The organism is Clostridium algoriphilum (assembly GCF_020443705.1).
GTDB classification, from domain to species: Bacteria; Bacillota; Clostridia; order Clostridiales; family Clostridiaceae; genus Clostridium_AD; species Clostridium_AD algoriphilum.
This window is the reverse complement of the sequence record NZ_JAIZZK010000036.1, coordinates 1-20,278: the sequence shown is the minus strand read 5'-3', so window position 1 is coordinate 20,278 and position 20,278 is coordinate 1. Positions and strand designations below refer to the sequence as shown.

Genomic DNA, 20,278 nt, shown 5'->3' with positions numbered 1-20,278 from the left:
TTCACTAAAAATATACAAACAAGTAAGCTATATTTAGATGCATAATCTAGTATTTAGAAGGGAATGATGGTATACTGATAGTAGTAATTGTTGCTTTATTGAAGTTTAATTATATTATGTAATTCAAACTAAGATAAGGTTTTTTTTATAGATGCATAGCTAAAATGTTTATTTTATAAAAAGATGGAAACAATTAACAATAGTATCCAATTTTTGTGGTAAAATTAATGGTTAGGAACTATATATTATTAAGTTTTAATATGGACACATAAGTGATATAGAGGAGGAATGTATTATGGCAATTAGTTTGAAAAAAGGTCAAAAGGTAGATTTAACTAAAAGTAATCCTGGACTTACCAATGTTATTGTTGGACTTGGATGGGATACTAATAAATATGATGGGGGAGCTTCCTTTGATTTAGATGCAGCTGCTTTCTTAGTTGGAGCAAATGGTAAAGTAACATCTGATAATGATTTTATTTTTTATAATAATCCAAAGGATTCATCGGGAGCTGTAACACATTTAGGAGATAACAAAACAGGTGATGGTGAGGGTGATGACGAACAAATAAGAATTGAATTAAGTAAAGTTCCAGCTTCTATTGATAAAATTAACTTTACTGTAACTATTCATGAAGCAACCCAAAGATGCCAAAACTTTGGACAAGTTTCCAATGCATTTATAAGGATTTTAGATGAAAATAATAATGATGAATTAATAAGATATGATTTAAGTGAAGATTATAGTATTGAAACAGCAGTAGTAGTAGCTGAACTTTATCGTAATAATGGAGAATGGAAGTTTAGTGCAATAGGAAGTGGATTTGAGGGTGGACTAACTGCACTTTGTAGTAACTTCGGAATCAGTGTGGATTAAGAGCATAGAATACGATGATTAACAGCATAGAATATGATGATTAATAAGGAGGAATTATTATGACAATTAATTTAAGTAAAGGCCAAAAAATTGATTTAACCAAAAGTAACCCGGGCTTGAAGAAGGCAGTTATAGGACTTGGATGGGATACTAATAAATATTCAGGTGGAGGAGATTTCGATTTAGATGCTTCAGCCTTTTTAGTTGGTTCAAATGGGAAAACTAATAATGACTTAGATTTTATATTCTATAACAATTTGGAGCACTCAACAGAATCTGTTATACATACTGGTGATAATAGAACTGGAGAAGGCGATGGAGACGATGAGCAAATAATTGTTGAATTTTCTAAAGTACCTGCGGATATTGATAAAATAGCAATTACGGTAACTATAGATGATGCTATAGCTAGATCTCAAAATTTTGGTCAGATTTCTAATGCCTTTGTTAGGGTAGTAAATGAGGAAACTAATGAGGAAATTCTAAGGTATGACCTATCAGAAGATTTCTCAGTAGAAACTGCTTTAGTTTTTTGTGAAGTATATCGTAATAATGGTGAGTGGAAATTTAGTGCAACAGGAAGTGGATTTCAAGGGGGCCTATCAGCTCTTTGTAAAAATTATGGTCTTGATGCATAAAACATATAAAATTTATAATTATTAGAGTATAAAAACATGCACTACATATTTAAAGGAGATGGGAAAATGGGAATAAATTTACAAAAGGGTCAAAGAATAAATCTTACAAAAGATAATCCTGGTTTGAAAAAGACAATGGTAGGACTTGGATGGGACCCAGTTCAACAATCACATAAAGGATTGCTTGGTGGTTTATTTGGAGGCAAACAAGCTCAAGTAGATTGTGATGCATCTGTAATAATGCTCGATGAAAACGATAAGCTAAAAGGAAAAGAAAATATGGTTTATTTTGGAAACCTAAAAAGTAAATGTGGAAGTGTACAGCACATGGGAGATAACCTTACTGGTGATGGTGATGGTGATGATGAGCAGATAATGGTTGACTTATCAGCAATACCTAAGAATATTGCCAAGCTAGTTTTTGTGGTTAATATATATGCAGCAGTTCAACGTAAGCAACATTTTGGTATGATACAAAATGCTTTTATACGGTTAGTAAATATAACAGACAATAAAGAAATGCTCCGTTTCAACTTAACCGAAGAATATTCTGGTAAAACTGGTTTGTTTGTTGCTGAAATTTATAGAAACGGTGGAGAATGGAAATTTACAGCAGTAGGAGAAGCAGATGCTTCATCTGGACTAGGAGAAATGGTTAAAAAATACCAATAGAATATTAACTTTAAACAAGTTATAATATAGCTATACATTTAAAGAAGAAGCAATTTGTTGTTGTAGAAGATGAGAGTTTATCATTTTCTACATTTTCATTTAATAGAAAAAATAATATAAATAACAGAAGGGTGGACTATATGAAATATTTTAATGAACAGAGCTCAAAAGTACTAAAAAGTCTTAAGGTTGATGGTAGTAAAGGATTATCGAGTTCTGAGATTAAAGAAAGACTAGAAAAATACGGTGCTAATGAATTTACTAAGCAAGAAAAGGGATCAATATGGGATAGTATCAGGGAAGCGATAACTGAGCCTATGATGATAATACTTCTAGCAGCAGCTGTAATTAGTGCTTTAGTAGGAGAATTCAGTGATGCTATTGGTATAGTATGTGCAGTAGCAATAGGAATCGGTATAGGTATATTCACAGAGGGAAAATCACAAAAGGCTGCAGATGCGCTTTCAAAAATGACAGAAAATATAGAAGTAAAAGTATTACGAAATGAGAAAATTGTTCAAGTAAATAAAATCGATTTGGTACCTGGTGATATAGTTTCGATTGAAACTGGAGACATGGTACCAGCAGATGGAAGACTTATAAGTAGCTTAGATTTAATGGTTAGAGAGGACATGCTTACAGGAGAGTCAGAGGATGTAAGTAAAGACTTCGACGTTGTTATAGAAATGGAGAATATACAATCTAAAGATAAAATTATTGTACAAGATCCTATACCAGCTAAACAACTGAATATGGTTTTCGGAGGAACACTTATTGCCTACGGTAGAGCAATTTTTGTAGTTACATCAACAGGTGATGAATCTCAGATGGGAGAAATAGCTAAAAATCTTAAGAAAGGTGATTTAGAAACACCACTTCAAGCGAAACTCGGAGATTTAGGTGGTAAGATATCTAAAGTATCAAGTGCTATAGCTGCGATACTATTTATAATTATGATTGTAAAAATGGTAATAGCAAATACTATATCACCAGATACCACCGGTGTATTTACATTCTTACAATCAGTTGAACCAATAAAAACTGCATTTGTTGTATGTGTTGCTTTAATTGTTGCGGCAGTTCCAGAAGGGCTTCCTACAATGATAAATATGACACTTGCAATTACGATGCAGAAAATGGCTAAGATTAATGCGCTTGTTACTAAAAAGGAAGCATGTGAAACTATAGGTTCAGTAAGTGTTATATGTTCAGATAAAACAGGTACACTTACACAAAATAGAATGACTGTCGAAAAAGTTTATCTAAATGGTAAGTTTAAAGAAAGAGATGAATTAAGCGATAGGAATAACTACTTTTTAGATAACTGTATGGTTAATTCAACGGCAGATATTGAAAAGGATGATAATGAGGTTAAATATTTAGGTAGTGCAACAGAATGTGCTCTTCTTTTATATAATGATGCATGTGATTATGTACAAGAAAGACAGGATGCAAACATAGCTCATCAGATTCCATTTAGTTCAAAGCGTAAGAGAATGAGTACTGTTATAAAAGAGGAGGAAGGTGCTACAGTTTTAACAAAGGGAGCGCCTGAAATCATTCTAGATTTGTGTAAGTACGAACATGTGAATTGTCTGGAAGTGGAGCTAGATAAAGCAAGACGAATTGAAATATTAGAGGAAATTGAAAAACTTGAGAGAAAATCTATGAGAGTACTTGGGTTCGCGTATAGGAATATAAGTGAAGAAGTAGCTATGGCATCTGAGCAAGGTACTTTAGAAAGTGACCTAGTATTTACTGGATTTGTAGGAATAAGAGATCCACTAAGACTTGATGTTAAAGAAGCTGTAGAAACTGCAAAAAAAGCGGGAGTTTCTACAAAAATGCTTACAGGTGATAACATTAATACTGCTATTGCTATAGGAAAAGAGTTAGGACTGCTTAACGGTAAATATAAGGCAGTAGAGGCTACGTATATAGACACATTAACAGACGAAGAACTTAAAAGCGAGATAACTAATATTTCAATAGTAGCACGCTCAAAACCTGATACAAAAATGAGAATAGTTGAAGCTCTTCAAAGTAATGGAGAGGTAGTTGCAGTAACTGGAGATGGAATAAATGATGCCCCAGCACTTACAAAAGCAGACGTGGGTATAGCTATGGGTATAGCAGGTACTGAGGTTAGTAAGAATGCAGCGGATATAATTTTAACAGATGATAGTTTTGGTACTATTGTAAAGGGAATTAAATGGGGAAGAGGTATTTATGAGAACTTCCAAAGATTTATTCAATTCCAGATAACTGTTAATATTATTGCATTCTTAACAGCAATTTTATCTGTAATATTTGATTTTCAAATGCCATTTACTACAATACAATTGCTATGGGTAAATATTATAATGGATGGACCACCAGCACTATCACTCGGACTAGAACCAGTAAGAGATGCAGTTTTAAACAGAAAACCAACTAACAGAAAGGCAAGTATTATAACTGGAAAAATGATAAAAAGTATGATAGCTAATGCTTTATATATAACTTGTATTCTTATGATTCAAATGAAATTTGACATATTAGGAACTGGATTCCCCAAAGAAGGTGTTATAGGAGCAAATGAAATGCAGACAGTCTTATTTGCATTATTTGCCTTTAGTTCATTGTTCAATGCATTTAACTGTAGAGAATTTGGAACAGATAGCATATTTCCTAACATTACAAAGAATACTATATTTTTAAAAATAATAGGAATTACAGCAGTAGCACAAATAGTTGTAACCGAAGTGTTCTCTAAATTTTTCAATGCAGTACCTTTAAGCATTACTATGTGGTTAAAGATAATTGTATTATCTTCACTTATAATAGTGATAAATGAAGTTGCAAAATTAGTTATGAGGCCGTTTGTAAAAAAGAATCAAAAGATTGAGTCGGAATCAGAGGAAAAGATGGTAGCTTAATAACTTTTAAATTAAGAGGCTGATAAGTTTTGTAACTTATCGGTTCATATACAAAAAAAACCACATTGTTGATTTGAATCAACAATGTGGTTTTTTTTATATGCAATAAGGCAGAAGTAGTATTATTGAAAATGTATTTTTGCTTTAATATTAAGTAATACCTTTAATTTCATGAAATTTTTGATGAACTATGTTTAATATCTCTTCACCTGCAAATATACCAGATTTTTTTGTAACATAGATGGAGTCATTATGTTTTTCATTGATGAGAGTATGCAATAATTCTCCATGAGACGGAACTATTCCATAATCTGAATGCTCAATCATAGGATAGTCTAGTAGAGAATCACCAGCAGAGATAAACATATTAATGTTTTCTAATTTCATTATATAATTTATAGGATCATATTTATTTATACAATCGGGTACTATATATACTTTCTTTCCTTGTTTTGATACATTGTAATTATATTCTTGACAAAATGAACGTAACACATCAAAATAATTTGAGTCTATTTCTCCTTTTGATAATGTATTGGCTAGCTTGTCTTCATCTATAATAGAGTAAATAAACAAATCTTCACAGGTTTTATATGATAACACAAAGTCATTTTCTAAAAAGAAATTACATAACTTTATCATATCCTGAACTTTTATAACTTTATTGATTTTATTAAAACTTATATCTGACCAAGCTTTAAGTTCTATACCATCCTTAAGTATAATGCCACCATTGGCTACAACAGCATATTTTGGCTTTACTATATCATAAAAGTAAGTCATCCTTTTATACTGGATTCTTGACCTTGTGGTAACGGGTATAAAAAACATAGACTCGTTTATATGCTTTAGTGTATCTTGCATAGATTTAGTAATAAAACTAGACATACTATTGTTATAAAAGTCTACCGGAACAAGTTTTTCATCATTAATTAGTTTACAATGCCTTGAAGAATATATAAGTGTACTATCAAGGTCAGAGGCAAATATCATAAAAACACATCCTTTAGCAAGTGGTTACATATCTTCTTTTTCTTTAGATTTGATAATGCCACAGCAAGAATAGCACATATCTGTGTAAATTTCTACCGGAATACTTTTTTCCTGGGCTAACTTAAGTATATGCTTTAAGTTGGGGTTTTGAAATGAGTCAACTAGTATTTTCCAAGGTATTCTTCTTAGAAGTACTCGTGTGGTTTCTCCAATTCCTGGCTTTATAAGATTAATATTATTGATATTAAATTTATTTTTAATGCTCTGAATATCTCTAAGTCCTTTGCAGTTTAAGGAATTATCATCAAATTCAATATCAGTGGCAACTTCGGTAGTATTTGCATCATTTAATAATTCTCGCACATGATTTTTATCTATGGCCTTAAAGCATTCACATACTTCATCTATATAGAAATTTGAAACATCCACGGATAGTAACCCTTTATAGAATTTTGTACCATGAAAATCATCACTAGAGATATATTTATCGTTAAGCACAGTCCGACTTACGAGTCCCGATACTGTAGAATTAAGGCAGGCACTTGGAATTAGAAAGTCCTCTCGTGTTCCATATATAAGGGTGCAGTAAGCAGGATCAGATAAAACTGCTAAGTTCGGATTTAAGGTTGTATTAAATTCATCATAATATTCCCTGCACGCTTTTGTTAATGTATGTTGAATAACACCCTTACCGGTCCATCCGTCAATAAATTGTATTTCTAAAGATGGGTGATTTTCTAATATATAATTAAGTGCATTTTTATCTATGCCTTTATCACGTATTATAGAAATACTGTAATGAGGAAGTGATATGTTATATTTGAGCTTTATATACTTTTTGATTAAGATTCCAATAGGGGTACCAGCTCTAGCGAGGGAAACCAAAACTATATTTTTGCCTCGGGATTCTATAATTTTCTCGCTTAAAATAGCTACAAGAGTTGCTATTTTAATTTTTGATTGTTGCAGAGTACTATAGAAAATATCCATGTATTCTTTTGAGGGAGTATATTCTATAGGTAACATTTCGGAATAATGAATTCCGCTTTGTATAGCATTCTCTCTAAATTCATTATCTTGTTCCACTATAAGGTGGGATATATCTTTAAGAAGAAATATCACATCGTTCTTAGAGTAGCTGCCTGAAAAAAAACATTGATTCATTTATTTACACTCCTTTTCATAATATTTATAAAATCATTTAATATATGATGAAAGCTACTTAAAAGTGATTACGATTAGCGTTTCCAGCATACAAAGACAATAGATTTCACATGAAAGTAAGAAAAAATTTTGTTAAACTCTTCTTTCTTCTTTTTAGTTAAAGGTTTTTCAGAGAAGAAATATACTTGATTATAGAAATTATCAGGTATATTGTAAAGGTAATTAGTTATAGTTTCGTCATCTGGGCTTTGAAAAGCAATTTTATTTTTATTCCCATAAGATGTTATGTTTCTTGCATGAACAGGACTTCTTGTAGTGGAATGATAATAAACATAAGCTCCAAGCTTTGAGCTTATGCTACAAGGTAAATATATAAACTCACCAGTTCCCACGCAAAGACAATTGCCAGGAGTTCTTTCCCTTTTAAGGATTTCTGATATTGAACCTATTTCTTTATTAATTTTAATATTGTCTTGTGAGGTGATCCCAAACCTGCCAGTAGATTTGTTATAGCCCTCAATACTTTCACGTATTGGAAAAATAAATTCTGTGAATGGTATTAAGCTTGTCGAGCTTGGCGCTATAATTACATCATCGCTAATGATATCTTTTGATTTAGAGCACTTAATATCCCCTTTTAATAAGGAACATACTCTAACATCTATACCCGGCTCATCTTTAAACATTTTATAACTATTAGCATCTCTCCAGTCCAATATAGATATTATTCCAAAATATTTCCCGGGAAGACACCTTATTAAATTTAATGCAGATTTACCTGTAGTAAGTTCATCGTCGATTAAAACTATATCGTCATACTTATTAAAGAAGTCTTTTTCATAAGGAAAAAGAGTGTGCTCCACTGCATGAGAATGTTCTTCTTTAAAAAATAATGCAGGTTCTATAGAAGTTATTTTCTCACGCGTAGTATGTATATAAGCAGCATTTGAAAAATTTTGGTATATAGATTGAGCAAGACCTGTAGCAGTTTCTGCAAAACCTATGAAAAGAGTTTTGTTTTTAAGTTTTATAGGTGTGTTTAGAATGTTATCTAAGTTACTCGTGTTATGATTTGCATCAAGAGAAATAAGTGTATTAACTAATTCAGAAGTAGGATAATTATAAGAATTTTCTCTTTCGCTAACCCACAGGCGAGAAAGTATTCCACCGATAATTTTTAATGTATCTGGAATCATTGGTAGGTGCTTCCCTATAACCTTGCTTACAAATAAGAAATCTCTTTTTTTATTCTCTCTAGCAGACATTGTAAATAGCACCGATGCCGGAATCCTACATTTGTTTTCTTTTATATTAAGTGATATCTGTAGGCTATTATCTATATTGTAATCAATTGGTCCATTGCAATAATTCTTTGTAGGATTTTCCATATTTAAACACCCCCATTATTTTAGCTCTTAATAATGTTTCTTTAGCCCATTTTTCATGAGGTTTTATCTCATTCATTTTGTTAAAATAATCGCTTTTTATTACTCCATCAAGGGATGATTTAATAATACTGCTTGCATCTACATAATCTTCTTTAGAAACAACCATAAGAGAATTCACGATATTTACTTGAGTTGGATGGATAACAGTTTTACCAGTTAAACCATTAGTTCTATCTAAAAGAGCTTCTTTTATAAGAATATTATTATGTAGATCTAAGACTTTGCTATAATATTCATAAACTACCCCAGAGATAACATAATTATCTCGTTTAAACACGTTTATTATATCACTAATACAGTCTCTTACTACGGTTAAGTCATATACTGTAAAGTCCATACTTCGTCGAAGACTATATAGTCCAGAAAAATCTGTTCCTCCAATTCTAATATTTAATACATATTTTTTATAAAAATCTATAATATGTTTTACCTTAATTAGTTCTTCTATGCGAGTTTCTTTATGGATTATGTTAGGAGTTTCGAGTATAGGCATTCCGTATAATGTTCTTTTATTAGATATGTTGTAGTTTTTTAGTATGGAAAAATACTTTTCTCCAAATTGGGAATCAAATTTAGGAAAAATAAAACCACATAGTCCCGTTAATTCAGAAACGCTTAGTAACTTTTTAAGTTGATTAATGCTACGAACTCTAATAAAAATAAGAGGTAGATTATCAATAAAAGAAGCATTATCTTGTGAAAGACTACTTATACTTACAAACAAATTAATAATGTTATTTTCAGCTTGTAAAACTTGGTTTGAAGATACAGAATCTTCGATGCAAAGAGTAATTGTGTTTGCACCATTTTTTTTATTAAATAGTATATCTTTTAGTAAATGTTCCCGTGTTCCTGGCATATATAAACATGCTCCTAATGCATAGGACAATTCTTCTTTAGAAGAATATAGTCCATAGGTAGAAGGACTTTTAAAAAAAATATCTTGTAAATTATTATCATCAAAATAACGCATAATTGTCCTCCATTAATAAGATTAATCAGTACATCCAAGATCACGATTAATACTGATTGTAATAAATAATTATAGCATATTTATATATACAATTACATATTGCACACATTAATTAATAAATATAGTAGTTATATCCGTAAAGAGATTAGTGACAATAATATGATATACTATGGGCATAGAAATTAGGAATGTAAAATAACAAGATTTTATAGATTACATAATTAGATATTTAGCTATATTTAAATTAAGAAAGGAGCTAGTATGTATGTTTAAGTTTAGAAATCATCAAGAGCTTACTTGTATTGCAGAAGGAGAGGGACACTTTTTCGCGAAACTAGGTGCGATGGTGGCTTATAAAGGTAGCTTCACTCAAGAAAAAGTATTACTGGACACAAATAATACTAAAAGCGTATTCAAATCTGTTCTGAATCTAGCTGCGAGGAAGCTTTCTGGAGAGAATATACCTATTATGAAAGTGAGTGGTAATGGTAGTTATTACATGGCTAGCAGTGCTCAACATGTTAGTATAATTACACTACAATCAGGTCAAAGCATAGGCGTTGAAGGAGAAAATTTACTTGCTTTTACGCAGGGGTGTAAATATGGAGTTAGATTTATGGGGTCGGGTGTAATATCTCAAAAAGGAATGTTTACATCAAATCTTACGGCCACGACTAATAACTCTGAAGTTGTTATAACTACAAATGGTAATCCAATTATTCTAGAAACCCCTTGCGTAGTGGACCCTGATGCAGTGGTATGCTGGACAGGGCCTGATCCTTATTTCAAAACTGATGTAAATTGGAAAACTTTCCTTGGTCAAACTTCTGGTGAATCATATATGTTAGAATTTAATTCTCAGGGAGAAACAGTAATCATTCAGCCATGTGAGCGGGCTTCAGGACCTAAAGTTGCAATAGATTAGGGGGTATGTATTTGTGGCTATAATTATTGATAATAGTAATAAAAAGATAACATCACAAAAGAAGCAATATGGGAAAATAATTGTTGAAACCAGTATTAGGCCAGAAAACAATTCAAAAATAGAAGTTGGCGTAAATCAGCACATAAATAAAGATAATGTTGCAAGAGTAAATAATGGACAGCCCTCAATTATCGATGCGCCTAATGTATCCGTATCATTAAAACGAAATAAGAATATAGGAAAAAGACAACTTGTAGATATTACTAAAAGTATTAAATTAGAAAAAGGTCAAAAACTGAGCTTAAATCAAAATTGTAAAAATCTTTCAAAATTAGTAGTAACATTGGATTTTAATATAATATCAAATGATCATAATGAGTTTGATTTAGATGTATCAGTATTTATGGTAGATATAAATAATAAAACGGCAGAAAAAGATTTTGTTTTTTATGAAAACCAAAAGAGTACTTGTGGTGGAATAGTTATCAATCAGGACCACAATACTTCGCTTAAAGAAGCATATAATGAATGCATACAGTTAGATTTAAATTTAATACCATCTCATATCAAAAGGTTAGCATTTACGGCAACTGTTTATGAAGCGAATGAGAGGAAACAAAATTTTGGACAGGTATCAGATGCACGTTTTATGGTTATAGCTGGTGAATCTAAACAGGAAATTTTAAGCTATAATTTTAACGACAATTTATCTAAAGAAACAGCGATAGTCATAGCAGAGATATACAGATACAAAGACGAGTGGAAAATTAATTGTATAGGTAGTGGATTTAGAGGGGGGTTAGAAGCCTTATGTAATAATTATGGGATAGAAACAATTTAATTATTACTTAATTGCATTGAATGATTAAATATAAATCTATTAAATATTAATGCCATATGTTAATTATAGTTAAAACAGATAAGGGACTTACTAATATAAGTCTCTTATCTGTTTTAAAATATAACTGTATAATTATTTATTATTAAAAATATTTGAGATGAAATTTTTAACTTTTGCTTTGGTGTATTTCTTTTCGTCATTTAGATTAGGTAAGGGTAAATTAAAGTTTACTTCTTCTAATCTATGTAGATCATAAAAGTTACTTTTGATTTTTTCTTCTATGTTGTTATATCCAGTAGGAGTTAATATAGTAATGTCAAATCCAAATAAATTTAAGAAACACATAATAATGGAATCTTCGTCACTAAATATATTTTCATTATTATCATAAATAACAAGTTTAGGTATTTTCGAAGGATAATCATACTGCTGAATTAGCTGTAGTATGTTCTTGCCAATATCTAATATAGTCATTAAAATTTTTAACTTAAATTCTTTGCTTATCGATTTTATTAGCATATCCGATTTTATTAAATAATTTATCTTATCTAAAATAATATGTTGAAGAGAAGTTTTTAAATGAGAGAATTTATAACAGTTATGATTAAGTAGTTTTTGTTTATCAACTAAACCGTTATTATCAAGTACAAATGCTAAGGAGTATAAATCAGTTTTTGTATAAGTTATATTGGTAAATGGGATTTCACGTATAAATAATGTATTCTCTGATGTTTTTAAAATAGAGATGTCCTTCCAATATAAACTCAAATCACTGTGAATACCACTTATTTTTGCAAATAAGTTTGGAATATGTACGGTATCATTCTGTACAGTAAATCCTGTACGTAAACTAGAAGGCTCATTCCATAAAATCTTTAGTTCATAATAAGTAGTTTTCAATGTAATAGGAATAGTTTTGTAATCCTCAAATTGCCAAGGTTTATAAAATCCATCATCGTCTGTATAAAGTGCAGTTGACAATTCTTTTGAGGCTTTTAGAGCAATAGTTTCTTGCCTTATAAGTAACTCTTCTTTTGGAAATTCTTTTAAAGGAGATTTATATGGGAGTTCAAAGCTTTTTGAAAATAGTTCACTACATTTTGTAACCTCTAAGACCATATCACTTTGGGAATTTATATATATAACATCACAGCCTAATCTAGATAGAAAAACTAAGAATAGAAGTTCGTGTTTTTTAATATCACCGTAATATATAACTTTAGGATTAAATATGTCATCTGGTGAAGTGCTTTGAAAGTCAAAGTTTTTCATAAGGTTAGGAACAAAGTCATGAACCCAAGAAAGTAACTTCAAAGTGAAATTTTTAACTTTAGATAAATTAAGATTTTTTTCTTCTTTGCAGTATATATCTAATATGTAGCTAAAGCTACTTGCCATAGAGGAATTCAAAGTAGGGTTACTTGTGGGGAATATCTTGTGCTCCATAAGTAATGTTGCGAGCTTGCTGGTTAACGTAATATCAAAAGGATCTACATATTGCCATATATTTAGTGTACTTGTAACTAACTTAGAGTTCGTGATCATAGGTATAGAGTTTGTAAATCTTAAATATAAGTCATCTAAGATATTAAAGTTTTTATCTAGTCTAAATATGTCATTATAATAAGTATTTTCACTTTGAATTATTCCAATATATCTATAAAAATACACTGGGATAAATGGAACAGATCCACCCATAAATCCAATTCTCTTATTAGCTGGAAGAATTAAATCATCAAATATATTCATGCTGCTTTTAAGTATAGTATTTATGGAATTCTTAAAAACTATAGATGAATTTAAATTACTATCTTTTATAACTTTACGCGTATTAGGAATAATAGTTTTTTTTACTTCAATTGTACTTTCCTTACTGGTTTCTTTATTAGTTTTCTTATAATCATTATTTGTTATAAAGTTAGCTTCTAATAGAGGTTGAGTGCTAGGTAATTTCATAAGCCTTGAATATTTATTATTTTTATCAATTTTAAGGAAATCTATGTCAGATAGTGAATTTACATATAGCACGTCACAACCTAACTTAGATAGAAATATTAAAAAATACATTTCATGCTTTTTTATTTCACCATAAAAAAGTACTTTAGGATTAATAATATCTTTTTCATATTTGAGGTTATAATTAATGCTATGAAATAATTTTGGAGCAAATTCGTCAATCCAGCCCAAAAATTTCACTGAAAAATTCTTAATTACAGTTTCCGTAACATTAGGTTCATTTACTAAATAAAGAGCGATGGTATTATCTAAGGCATTTTCTATATAATCATTAAAGTAATTATCTTTAAGATTTGGAAGTAATCCTTTAGTTCTAAGAATACTAATTAAGGCATTTCGTTTAAGTGGATTTGAACTAAGAAATCCACTCCAAGGTATTTCTGTTATGGCGGTGGACAATGTTTTAATCGGTATACCAGAGTTAAAGTTTAAGTATAAGTCATGTAGTGAAGTAAGTTTATCATTTAATTTGTGTAAATTATCATAATAAGTTTCTTTATTTTCAAGAGAACCAATATATCTATAAAAATAAATAGGTATGTTAGGTGATTTTGATCTAATAAACCCCTGTCGTTTATTTAATGGAACAAATATATCTTTAAATAATTCCTTTGATTCTAGAATAGATGCATTTATTTGCTTCCTAGTATTAATCAAAGTTTAACCCCCAATCTTATCTTTACATCCATAAATCATTATGATGTAGGTGTGAAAATATAATATTATCTATATAATAATCTTTAATAAATAAAATTTTATTTTATTTATTAAAAAATTGTTTCTTATAAGTAGTTTATCATTTAATGTATAAAAACACTATAAAACTCTAAGCCTATTAGGAGTAATAATAAGGGAAAGTAAACAAATACTATTAATATATTAAAATAGAGAGGAAGTTATAAATTGAAAATAAATGAATCATTAGTATGCCCAAAATGTAATAGTAAAAACTTTGAAATGAAACATGAAGCTACTTATCTTTATACATATAAAATAGACACCGTGAATGTAGATAATGAAGAATTAGAAAATCTACCATTTCTATTTGATAATAGAGAACAGACTTGTTTTAAGGAATTTATAGAATGCAATCAATGTGGCACCAAATACCCTTGTTCTTTTAATATAGAGAATCAAACTGTAGACCTAACTATAATGAAAAAGGCAATAAGATCAGACAAGGTACAAACTCCCGAATTTCTAGGGTAAGGATTCAGTATTAAGTTTGCTAATTCGTATAATCAAGCTAAGATGTAGCATTATTATGTTCTAATCTATGTCGACATGAACAAAACTGTTGGAATATACATATAATAATCATAAATATGTATTATGTAGGGAAGTGAGAGTTATGATATATGTCAATAGTATACCAAGATACTCCTACAATATTATAAACACTTATCCACATGATCTTAGTGATTCTACGCAGGGACTTGTATATGAATCTGGGTTTATATATGAGAGTACCGGAGGGTTGTATGAGTCAACTTTACGTAAAGTGAATTTACAAACAAGTGAAATTTTGAAATTACACAAATTAGAGGATAAAGATTACGGCTCGGGAATTACACTTTACGATAATAAGATTTTTCAATTAACCTGGAAATCTAATATCGGTTTTATTTATGATAAAGATAGTTTTAAATTAATTAATAAGGTTTACTATAATACAGAAGGTTGGGGAATCACTCATAATCATGAGCATTTAATTATGAGTGACGGCACAGATAGAATATATTTCTTGAACCCAATAAACTTTAAAAAGGTGTATAGTATTAAAGTGCATGACAGATTTAGGCCTGTTACAAAATTAAATAAATTAGAATTTATTAAAGGGGAAATCTATGCCAATGTATGGAAAAGTGATAAAATTGCTAGAATTTGTCCTTATAGTGGTGAAATAATTGGTTGGTTAGATTTTAAAGGATTATTAAGTCCTAAGGAATATAAAAGTGCAGGTCCACTTAATGGTATGGCATATGATAAAGTGAGCAATCATGTTTTTGTAACAGGAAAACTATGGCCAAAAATATTTGAGATAAAACTAACTTAAATATTAATAAAGCATTTATCCTATAAAGGAACAGTGTTCGCTTACTGTTCCTTTATTTTTAAGTGTACGTGTTGGGAAGAATTATTTTTAAAGGAGCGAAAGCATATGTTGCATGATGTCTATACATATATATTACTATAGAGATATTGACAAGTAAATTGAACTAAATCATAATCATAGTATTATTGTAAAAATTAATGGAGTAGGTAAGGGGTGTATATATGAAAAAGAAACATATAGATTGGATTTTGGTTATAGGATGGATGATATTGATATTTATGTTCTCTAGCCAAGTAGCGGAAGTGTCAAATGAAAATAATAAATTTATTGAATATATATTTAACTTGTTTGGGCTAGACTTAAATAGTATATTTGGGACCCTAAGCGATTTTATAGTTAGAAAAGCAGGCCATTTCACTGAATATTTTATTTTGTATGTTCTGTTATATAGAGCTATAAGTAAGGAGAGAGAAGGAGATATTAAAGTTTACATAGGGGCTTTATTAATTGTCTTTTTATATGCAAGCTCTGATGAGTTTCATCAAGCTTTTGTTCCAGGAAGAGGACCAGCATTTAGAGATGTGTTAATAGATACTTGTGCAGGAACTACAGCTTTTCTAATTATATACATTCGTGCCACATTAAAAAAGACATCTTCTTTTCGAAATAAACATCTGACAAAATCTAATTAAAATGCTGATTCAAAGCTAATTGGCTTCATGTTCAATTAGCTTTTTTTATTTATCGCCAAACTAATTTCGCGAGTATAAGACAACTACACATTAATTAATGTGTTACAAAGTAAATCCAAAGAGGTGAAGGATAGAATTAATGGGAGATGCGAAACACAAAAGATGTTCTAGTTATTAACAGGGTTGTCCACATTAGTACCATTAAGTTAGAAATTAATGTGGATAATTATTAATTAAGATATGTATGATCATTAATACGTATAAGAATTTGTAAAATTTCTATTATAAAATTAATGTATTTTAAGCTTAATTAAATTTAATAGTTTAATTAAGCTTGTACTAATAGTAAAAAAATATATTACATTTACGACTAAAGAATATAATCAAAGAGACTTGAATAAATGTGTGACATAAATTATATTTAAATTAGCTAATTATATAATTTTTATAAGAAGTGGAGTGATGGTGAGGTTTGAGTTATCCATTTGATTGTATAAGTGATTTAATATTTGTTGATACATATGTGCAAAAAGCTGATGTGATTTTAGTGCCAGGGACTAATCAGCCACAGCTTATGGAATTGGCCGCAGAATTATATCACAAGGGCTTTGCACCATATATATTGCCTACAGGAGGGGTTAACCCTAATATAGATAAATATGATACTGAATGGGAGTATTTAAAGATGATAGGCATTAAATTAGGAGTGCCAGAGGGAGTTATATTAAAAGAAGACAAGGCAAGAAATACATTTGAGAATGCACGATTATCTTGGAAAATCTTAAATGAAAACAACATAAGTATAAAGAAGGTTATTCTAGTTTGTAAATCATATCATTCAAGAAGAGCATTACTAACATATCAGTTAGCATTTCCACTAAGTGTAGATTTCTATGTATCCACAGTTACAGATAAGACAGGTGTAACAAAAGATAACTGGTTCTTAAATTCAGAGTATACATCTCTTATTATGGGGGAAATAGTTAAAATAGGTGAGTATTTTAAAGATGAAATACCTAATCTAATCAATAATAAATCTAGGTAGATGAGTTATAATTACTTATGAGTAGTTTTTGCATAAGTTGAGTATAAATTTAAATATTTTTGACACGATTTGAATTTTAATTGCATCCTTTAAATTTTTAAAATTTACATTTTATAGATAAGATGTTTTTAACTTTAGTTAATATCGTTTTGTTTTACCATAATTAAGAAAAGAATTCAAGAAAGATACAAAGATATTTATTGTATCTTCTAAGATTAAAAAAATATATAAAGGAAACAACATTAATATTAATTATTCATTAAGAATATACATTGTATTCAATCCACAATATATAATATCATACCAAAATTCGATAACTGAATAGTAAAATTTGAGAGGATGATTAAATGAACGTCTTAATAACTTTAATAATAAAAACATGTTTAGATACTCTATACATGACAGGAATGATAATTATTGTAGGATTTATTCTCGGTTTTTTAAGGAAACATTCAATAGAGAATTTTCAAAAGAGTTTTGGGTGGAAGGCGGTGGCAATAACCGCTATTGTAGGGGTGCCTATTCACGAATTATCTCATGCTATCTTATGTGTTCTCTTTAGACATAAGATAACAAAATTGGTATTAATACAAAAGAGAGATGAAAGTGGAGTACTTGGGTATGTAAATCATGCTTATAACCCTAATAGTGTATACCAACAAGCGGGTAATTTTTTCATAGGCATTGCGCCTATATTCGGAGGAATTTCAGCTATAATTGCTCTAATGTACACAATAATTCCTAGAACATATAATGAATTTCTAAATATATCTATAAACAATTTACACATTACTAAAATTAGTTATGTTGCAATAAACGGAATACTTAATTCTTATTTTGATTTAATTAAAATAATTTTCTCAATTAAGAACTTTACTAATCCATATTTTATATTGTTTTTATTCTTAGCTATTTGCATTTCATCTCATATATCTTTAAGCACCGCAGATATAAAAGGAGCTTCAAAGGGGTTATATATTATATTCTTCATAATATTAGTTCTCAATGCATTTGGATTTTCAAAGTTTGTCATGGCTGAGAGTATATTAAAGTATAATATTGTATTAATAGGATTTCTCATAGTATCGTTAATTTTTTCAAGTATAACTTACTTTGTGAGTTTGATGTCTTTTTTAATAAAGAATTAGTAGATTATAAAGTATATATAATCTCTTATATTGAATAGCCAAATGCATTTTTTAAAATCTATTATAAGTGATATAATTTTTAATAGATTAATTAAACTATAATTTAAGGAAGTGAAACTTATGAAAGTGTCTCAAATAATGACGCCAGGACCTACGCAGGTAAGAGAAAATGTCAGGATGGCGAGAGCTCTAGCTACTACTAATCCAGATTTAGATGTACAGTTTTATGAATTTTACAAAGAAACTTGTGATAAAATAGGTGCTTTTTTACATACTAATAATGAGGTTAGGGTATTAAGTGGTGAAGGAATTTTAGGTCTTGAGGCTGCTTGTGCGTCTCTTACTGAAGATAATGACAGGGTTTTAATAATCGATAATGGAATATTTGGAGAGGGATTTGCGGATTTTGTTAAGATGTATGGTGGAGAAGTGGTTGTTTTTAAAGGGGATAGGAAACGGAAGATAGATACAATAGAATTAGAAAAGTTTCTTAAAAAGGATCATGGCTTTAAATATGCTACAGTGGTCCATTGTGATACCCCTTCAGGAGTTTTAAATGACATTAATAAAATATGCCATTTGCTAAAGGAAAAGGGGATATTAACGGTAGTGGACAGTGTAGCAGGTATGGGTGGAGAAGATGTGCGGGTGGATGATTGGCAAATAGATATAGTATTGGGTGCCTCTCAGAAATGTATTTCGGCTCCAGCTGGTCTCACTTTTTTAAGTATAAGTGATGACGCATTTAAAGTAATGAAACATAGAAGAAAGCCTATAGCATCTTATTATTGCAATTTACTTATATGGAAGGATTATTACAAAAATCAATGGTTTCCGTATACGCCACCAATAAGTGATATTATTGGATTAAGACAAGCTGTTGATAATATACTAGAAGACACGGAAATAATTAAAAGACATAGCTGTATTGCCAAAGCTACAAGGAAAGCTGTAATAGAAGCAGGGCTTAACTTATATATTAAGGATGGATATTCTAATACTGTAACAGTTGTAGAATTACCTGAGGGAATAAACGATAAAGAACTATTAAAACATATGGTTGATGAATTTGACGTATTTATAGCAGGGTCATTTGGGTATCTTAAAGGAAAAGTAATAAGAATAGGACATATGGGTGAAAATGCTAAAAAGGATAAAATGATTTATACATTATTAGCATTACAGGCTTCGTTAAAAGCATTAGGTTTTGAATGCAAAAAAGACATGGTGGAGGTTTTTTTAGATGAGGTGTAATTGACTAGGGTAAATAATAAATATAAAGAATAAGTTAACTTAATATCAGCCGATGAGAAATCATCGGCTGATATTAATCAAAAATGTATTTAAGCAATTAAGTGATGACTAAAACATTAATTATAATAGGATTTGGATGTGCATTAATAAAGACAATGTATACTAGTCCTAGTGTATCAGTATAAAATAAAGTTAGTATTTGGTAGTGTTAGTGAGGATAGTAGGTTTAATTGCTGTATTTAAGGAATTAATACCAATGCTAGTTATACGTACATGATAAGATATTGCTTGTCGATACGAGTAAGTAACGATAAAGGTAAAGCTTAGTAAGTTAACATTTAAATATTATTAAAAATAGTGTTGACAAGATCCAAGATACCTAGTAAAATAATACAAGTCGTCAAATAATGACAAAGTAAATTGGTCTTTGAAAATTAAACAGAGAAATAGGTAAAGAAATGAAATAATATTTTGTTTTAACCAGTTAATTACTTTAGTATAAAGTAAATTTTAGTCGTAAGACTAAAAAGTATGTAATGAGCTTGCGAATTAACTTAACAGTTGTCGCAGATTATTCATTTCAAATAAAAAGTGTAAACTTTTAAATTGAGAGTTTGA

General features: G+C 29.7%; 17 protein-coding genes. 12 read left to right on the top strand and 5 right to left on the bottom strand.

Annotation, left to right across the window (positions count from 1 at the left end):
• Positions 1-295: 295 nt before the first annotated feature.
• The 4 genes from LGK95_RS18665 to LGK95_RS18650 all read left to right on the top strand — a co-directional run bounded on the left by LGK95_RS18665 (position 296) and on the right by LGK95_RS18650 (position 5,105).
• Complete coding sequence (locus tag LGK95_RS18665; protein ID WP_226126429.1) at positions 296-877, top strand: TerD family protein; 582 nt, start codon at positions 296-298, stop codon at positions 875-877.
• Positions 878-936: 59 nt separating this feature from the next.
• A complete protein-coding gene (locus LGK95_RS18660) occupies positions 937-1,515 on the top strand; it encodes a TerD family protein (protein WP_226126428.1) in 579 nt (192 codons plus the stop codon).
• Positions 1,516-1,581: 66 nt separating this feature from the next.
• Positions 1,582-2,187: a TerD family protein gene (locus LGK95_RS18655; protein WP_226126427.1), complete on the top strand. Its 606-nt coding sequence runs from the start codon at positions 1,582-1,584 to the stop codon at positions 2,185-2,187.
• Positions 2,188-2,327: 140 nt separating this feature from the next.
• Entirely contained in the window at positions 2,328-5,105 is a 2,778-nt protein-coding gene (locus tag LGK95_RS18650) for a calcium-translocating P-type ATPase, PMCA-type (protein ID WP_226126426.1), read from the top strand.
• Between the two features lie 150 nt (positions 5,106-5,255).
• Here the strand turns inward: LGK95_RS18650 and LGK95_RS18645 are convergent, their stop codons facing one another.
• The 4 genes from LGK95_RS18645 to LGK95_RS18630 form a co-directional block, all read right to left on the bottom strand.
• Positions 5,256-6,098, bottom strand: coding sequence for an HAD hydrolase family protein (locus tag LGK95_RS18645; RefSeq protein WP_226126425.1), 843 nt, complete (start codon positions 6,096-6,098; stop codon positions 5,256-5,258).
• 24 nt (positions 6,099-6,122) lie between these two features.
• Complete coding sequence (locus tag LGK95_RS18640; RefSeq protein WP_226126424.1) at positions 6,123-7,262, bottom strand: cysteine protease StiP family protein; 1,140 nt, start codon at positions 7,260-7,262, stop codon at positions 6,123-6,125.
• A 74-nt stretch (positions 7,263-7,336) separates the two neighbouring features.
• Positions 7,337-8,650, bottom strand: coding sequence for a phosphoribosyltransferase family protein (locus LGK95_RS18635; RefSeq protein ID WP_226126423.1), 1,314 nt, complete (start codon positions 8,648-8,650; stop codon positions 7,337-7,339).
• Positions 8,610-9,683: an HpcH/HpaI aldolase/citrate lyase family protein gene (locus LGK95_RS18630; RefSeq protein WP_226126422.1), complete on the bottom strand. Its 1,074-nt coding sequence runs from the start codon at positions 9,681-9,683 to the stop codon at positions 8,610-8,612. Before LGK95_RS18630 ends, LGK95_RS18635 begins: the two co-directional genes overlap by 41 nt.
• 265 nt (positions 9,684-9,948) lie before the next feature.
• Here LGK95_RS18630 and LGK95_RS18625 point away from each other — a divergent pair, with 265 nt between their 5' ends.
• Positions 9,949-10,608 (top strand): AIM24 family protein, encoded by a 660-nt coding sequence (locus LGK95_RS18625; protein WP_226126421.1) that lies wholly within the window; start codon positions 9,949-9,951, stop codon positions 10,606-10,608.
• A gap of 13 nt (positions 10,609-10,621) precedes the next feature.
• On the top strand, positions 10,622-11,449 hold the full coding sequence (locus LGK95_RS18620; RefSeq protein ID WP_226126420.1) for a TerD family protein: 828 nt from the start codon (positions 10,622-10,624) through the stop codon (positions 11,447-11,449).
• Positions 11,450-11,581: 132 nt separating this feature from the next.
• On the opposite strand, the gene LGK95_RS18615 is transcribed toward LGK95_RS18620, so the two are convergent.
• Positions 11,582-14,122 carry a YceG family protein gene (locus LGK95_RS18615; protein WP_226126419.1) on the bottom strand — a complete coding sequence of 847 codons (2,541 nt, stop codon included), beginning with the start codon at positions 14,120-14,122 and terminating at the stop codon, positions 11,582-11,584.
• Positions 14,123-14,368: 246 nt separating this feature from the next.
• Between LGK95_RS18615 and LGK95_RS18610 the strand changes: the two genes are divergently transcribed.
• From LGK95_RS18610 to LGK95_RS18585, 6 genes are all read left to right on the top strand, one after another.
• Complete coding sequence (locus LGK95_RS18610) at positions 14,369-14,674, top strand: hypothetical protein (RefSeq protein WP_226126418.1); 306 nt, start codon at positions 14,369-14,371, stop codon at positions 14,672-14,674.
• A 142-nt stretch (positions 14,675-14,816) separates the two neighbouring features.
• The gene (locus LGK95_RS18605; RefSeq protein ID WP_226126417.1) at positions 14,817-15,521 is read left to right on the top strand and encodes a glutaminyl-peptide cyclotransferase; all 705 of its coding nucleotides are present in this window, start codon (positions 14,817-14,819) and stop codon (positions 15,519-15,521) included.
• Positions 15,522-15,742: 221 nt separating this feature from the next.
• Complete coding sequence (locus LGK95_RS18600; RefSeq protein ID WP_226126416.1) at positions 15,743-16,213, top strand: VanZ family protein; 471 nt, start codon at positions 15,743-15,745, stop codon at positions 16,211-16,213.
• A 472-nt stretch (positions 16,214-16,685) separates the two neighbouring features.
• On the top strand, positions 16,686-17,258 hold the full coding sequence (locus tag LGK95_RS18595; protein WP_226126415.1) for a YdcF family protein: 573 nt from the start codon (positions 16,686-16,688) through the stop codon (positions 17,256-17,258).
• A gap of 347 nt (positions 17,259-17,605) precedes the next feature.
• On the top strand, positions 17,606-18,406 hold the full coding sequence (locus LGK95_RS18590; protein ID WP_226126414.1) for a hypothetical protein: 801 nt from the start codon (positions 17,606-17,608) through the stop codon (positions 18,404-18,406).
• Positions 18,407-18,526: 120 nt separating this feature from the next.
• Positions 18,527-19,660 (top strand): pyridoxal-phosphate-dependent aminotransferase family protein, encoded by a 1,134-nt coding sequence (locus LGK95_RS18585; RefSeq protein WP_226126413.1) that lies wholly within the window; start codon positions 18,527-18,529, stop codon positions 19,658-19,660.
• Positions 19,661-20,278: the final 618 nt, after the last annotated feature.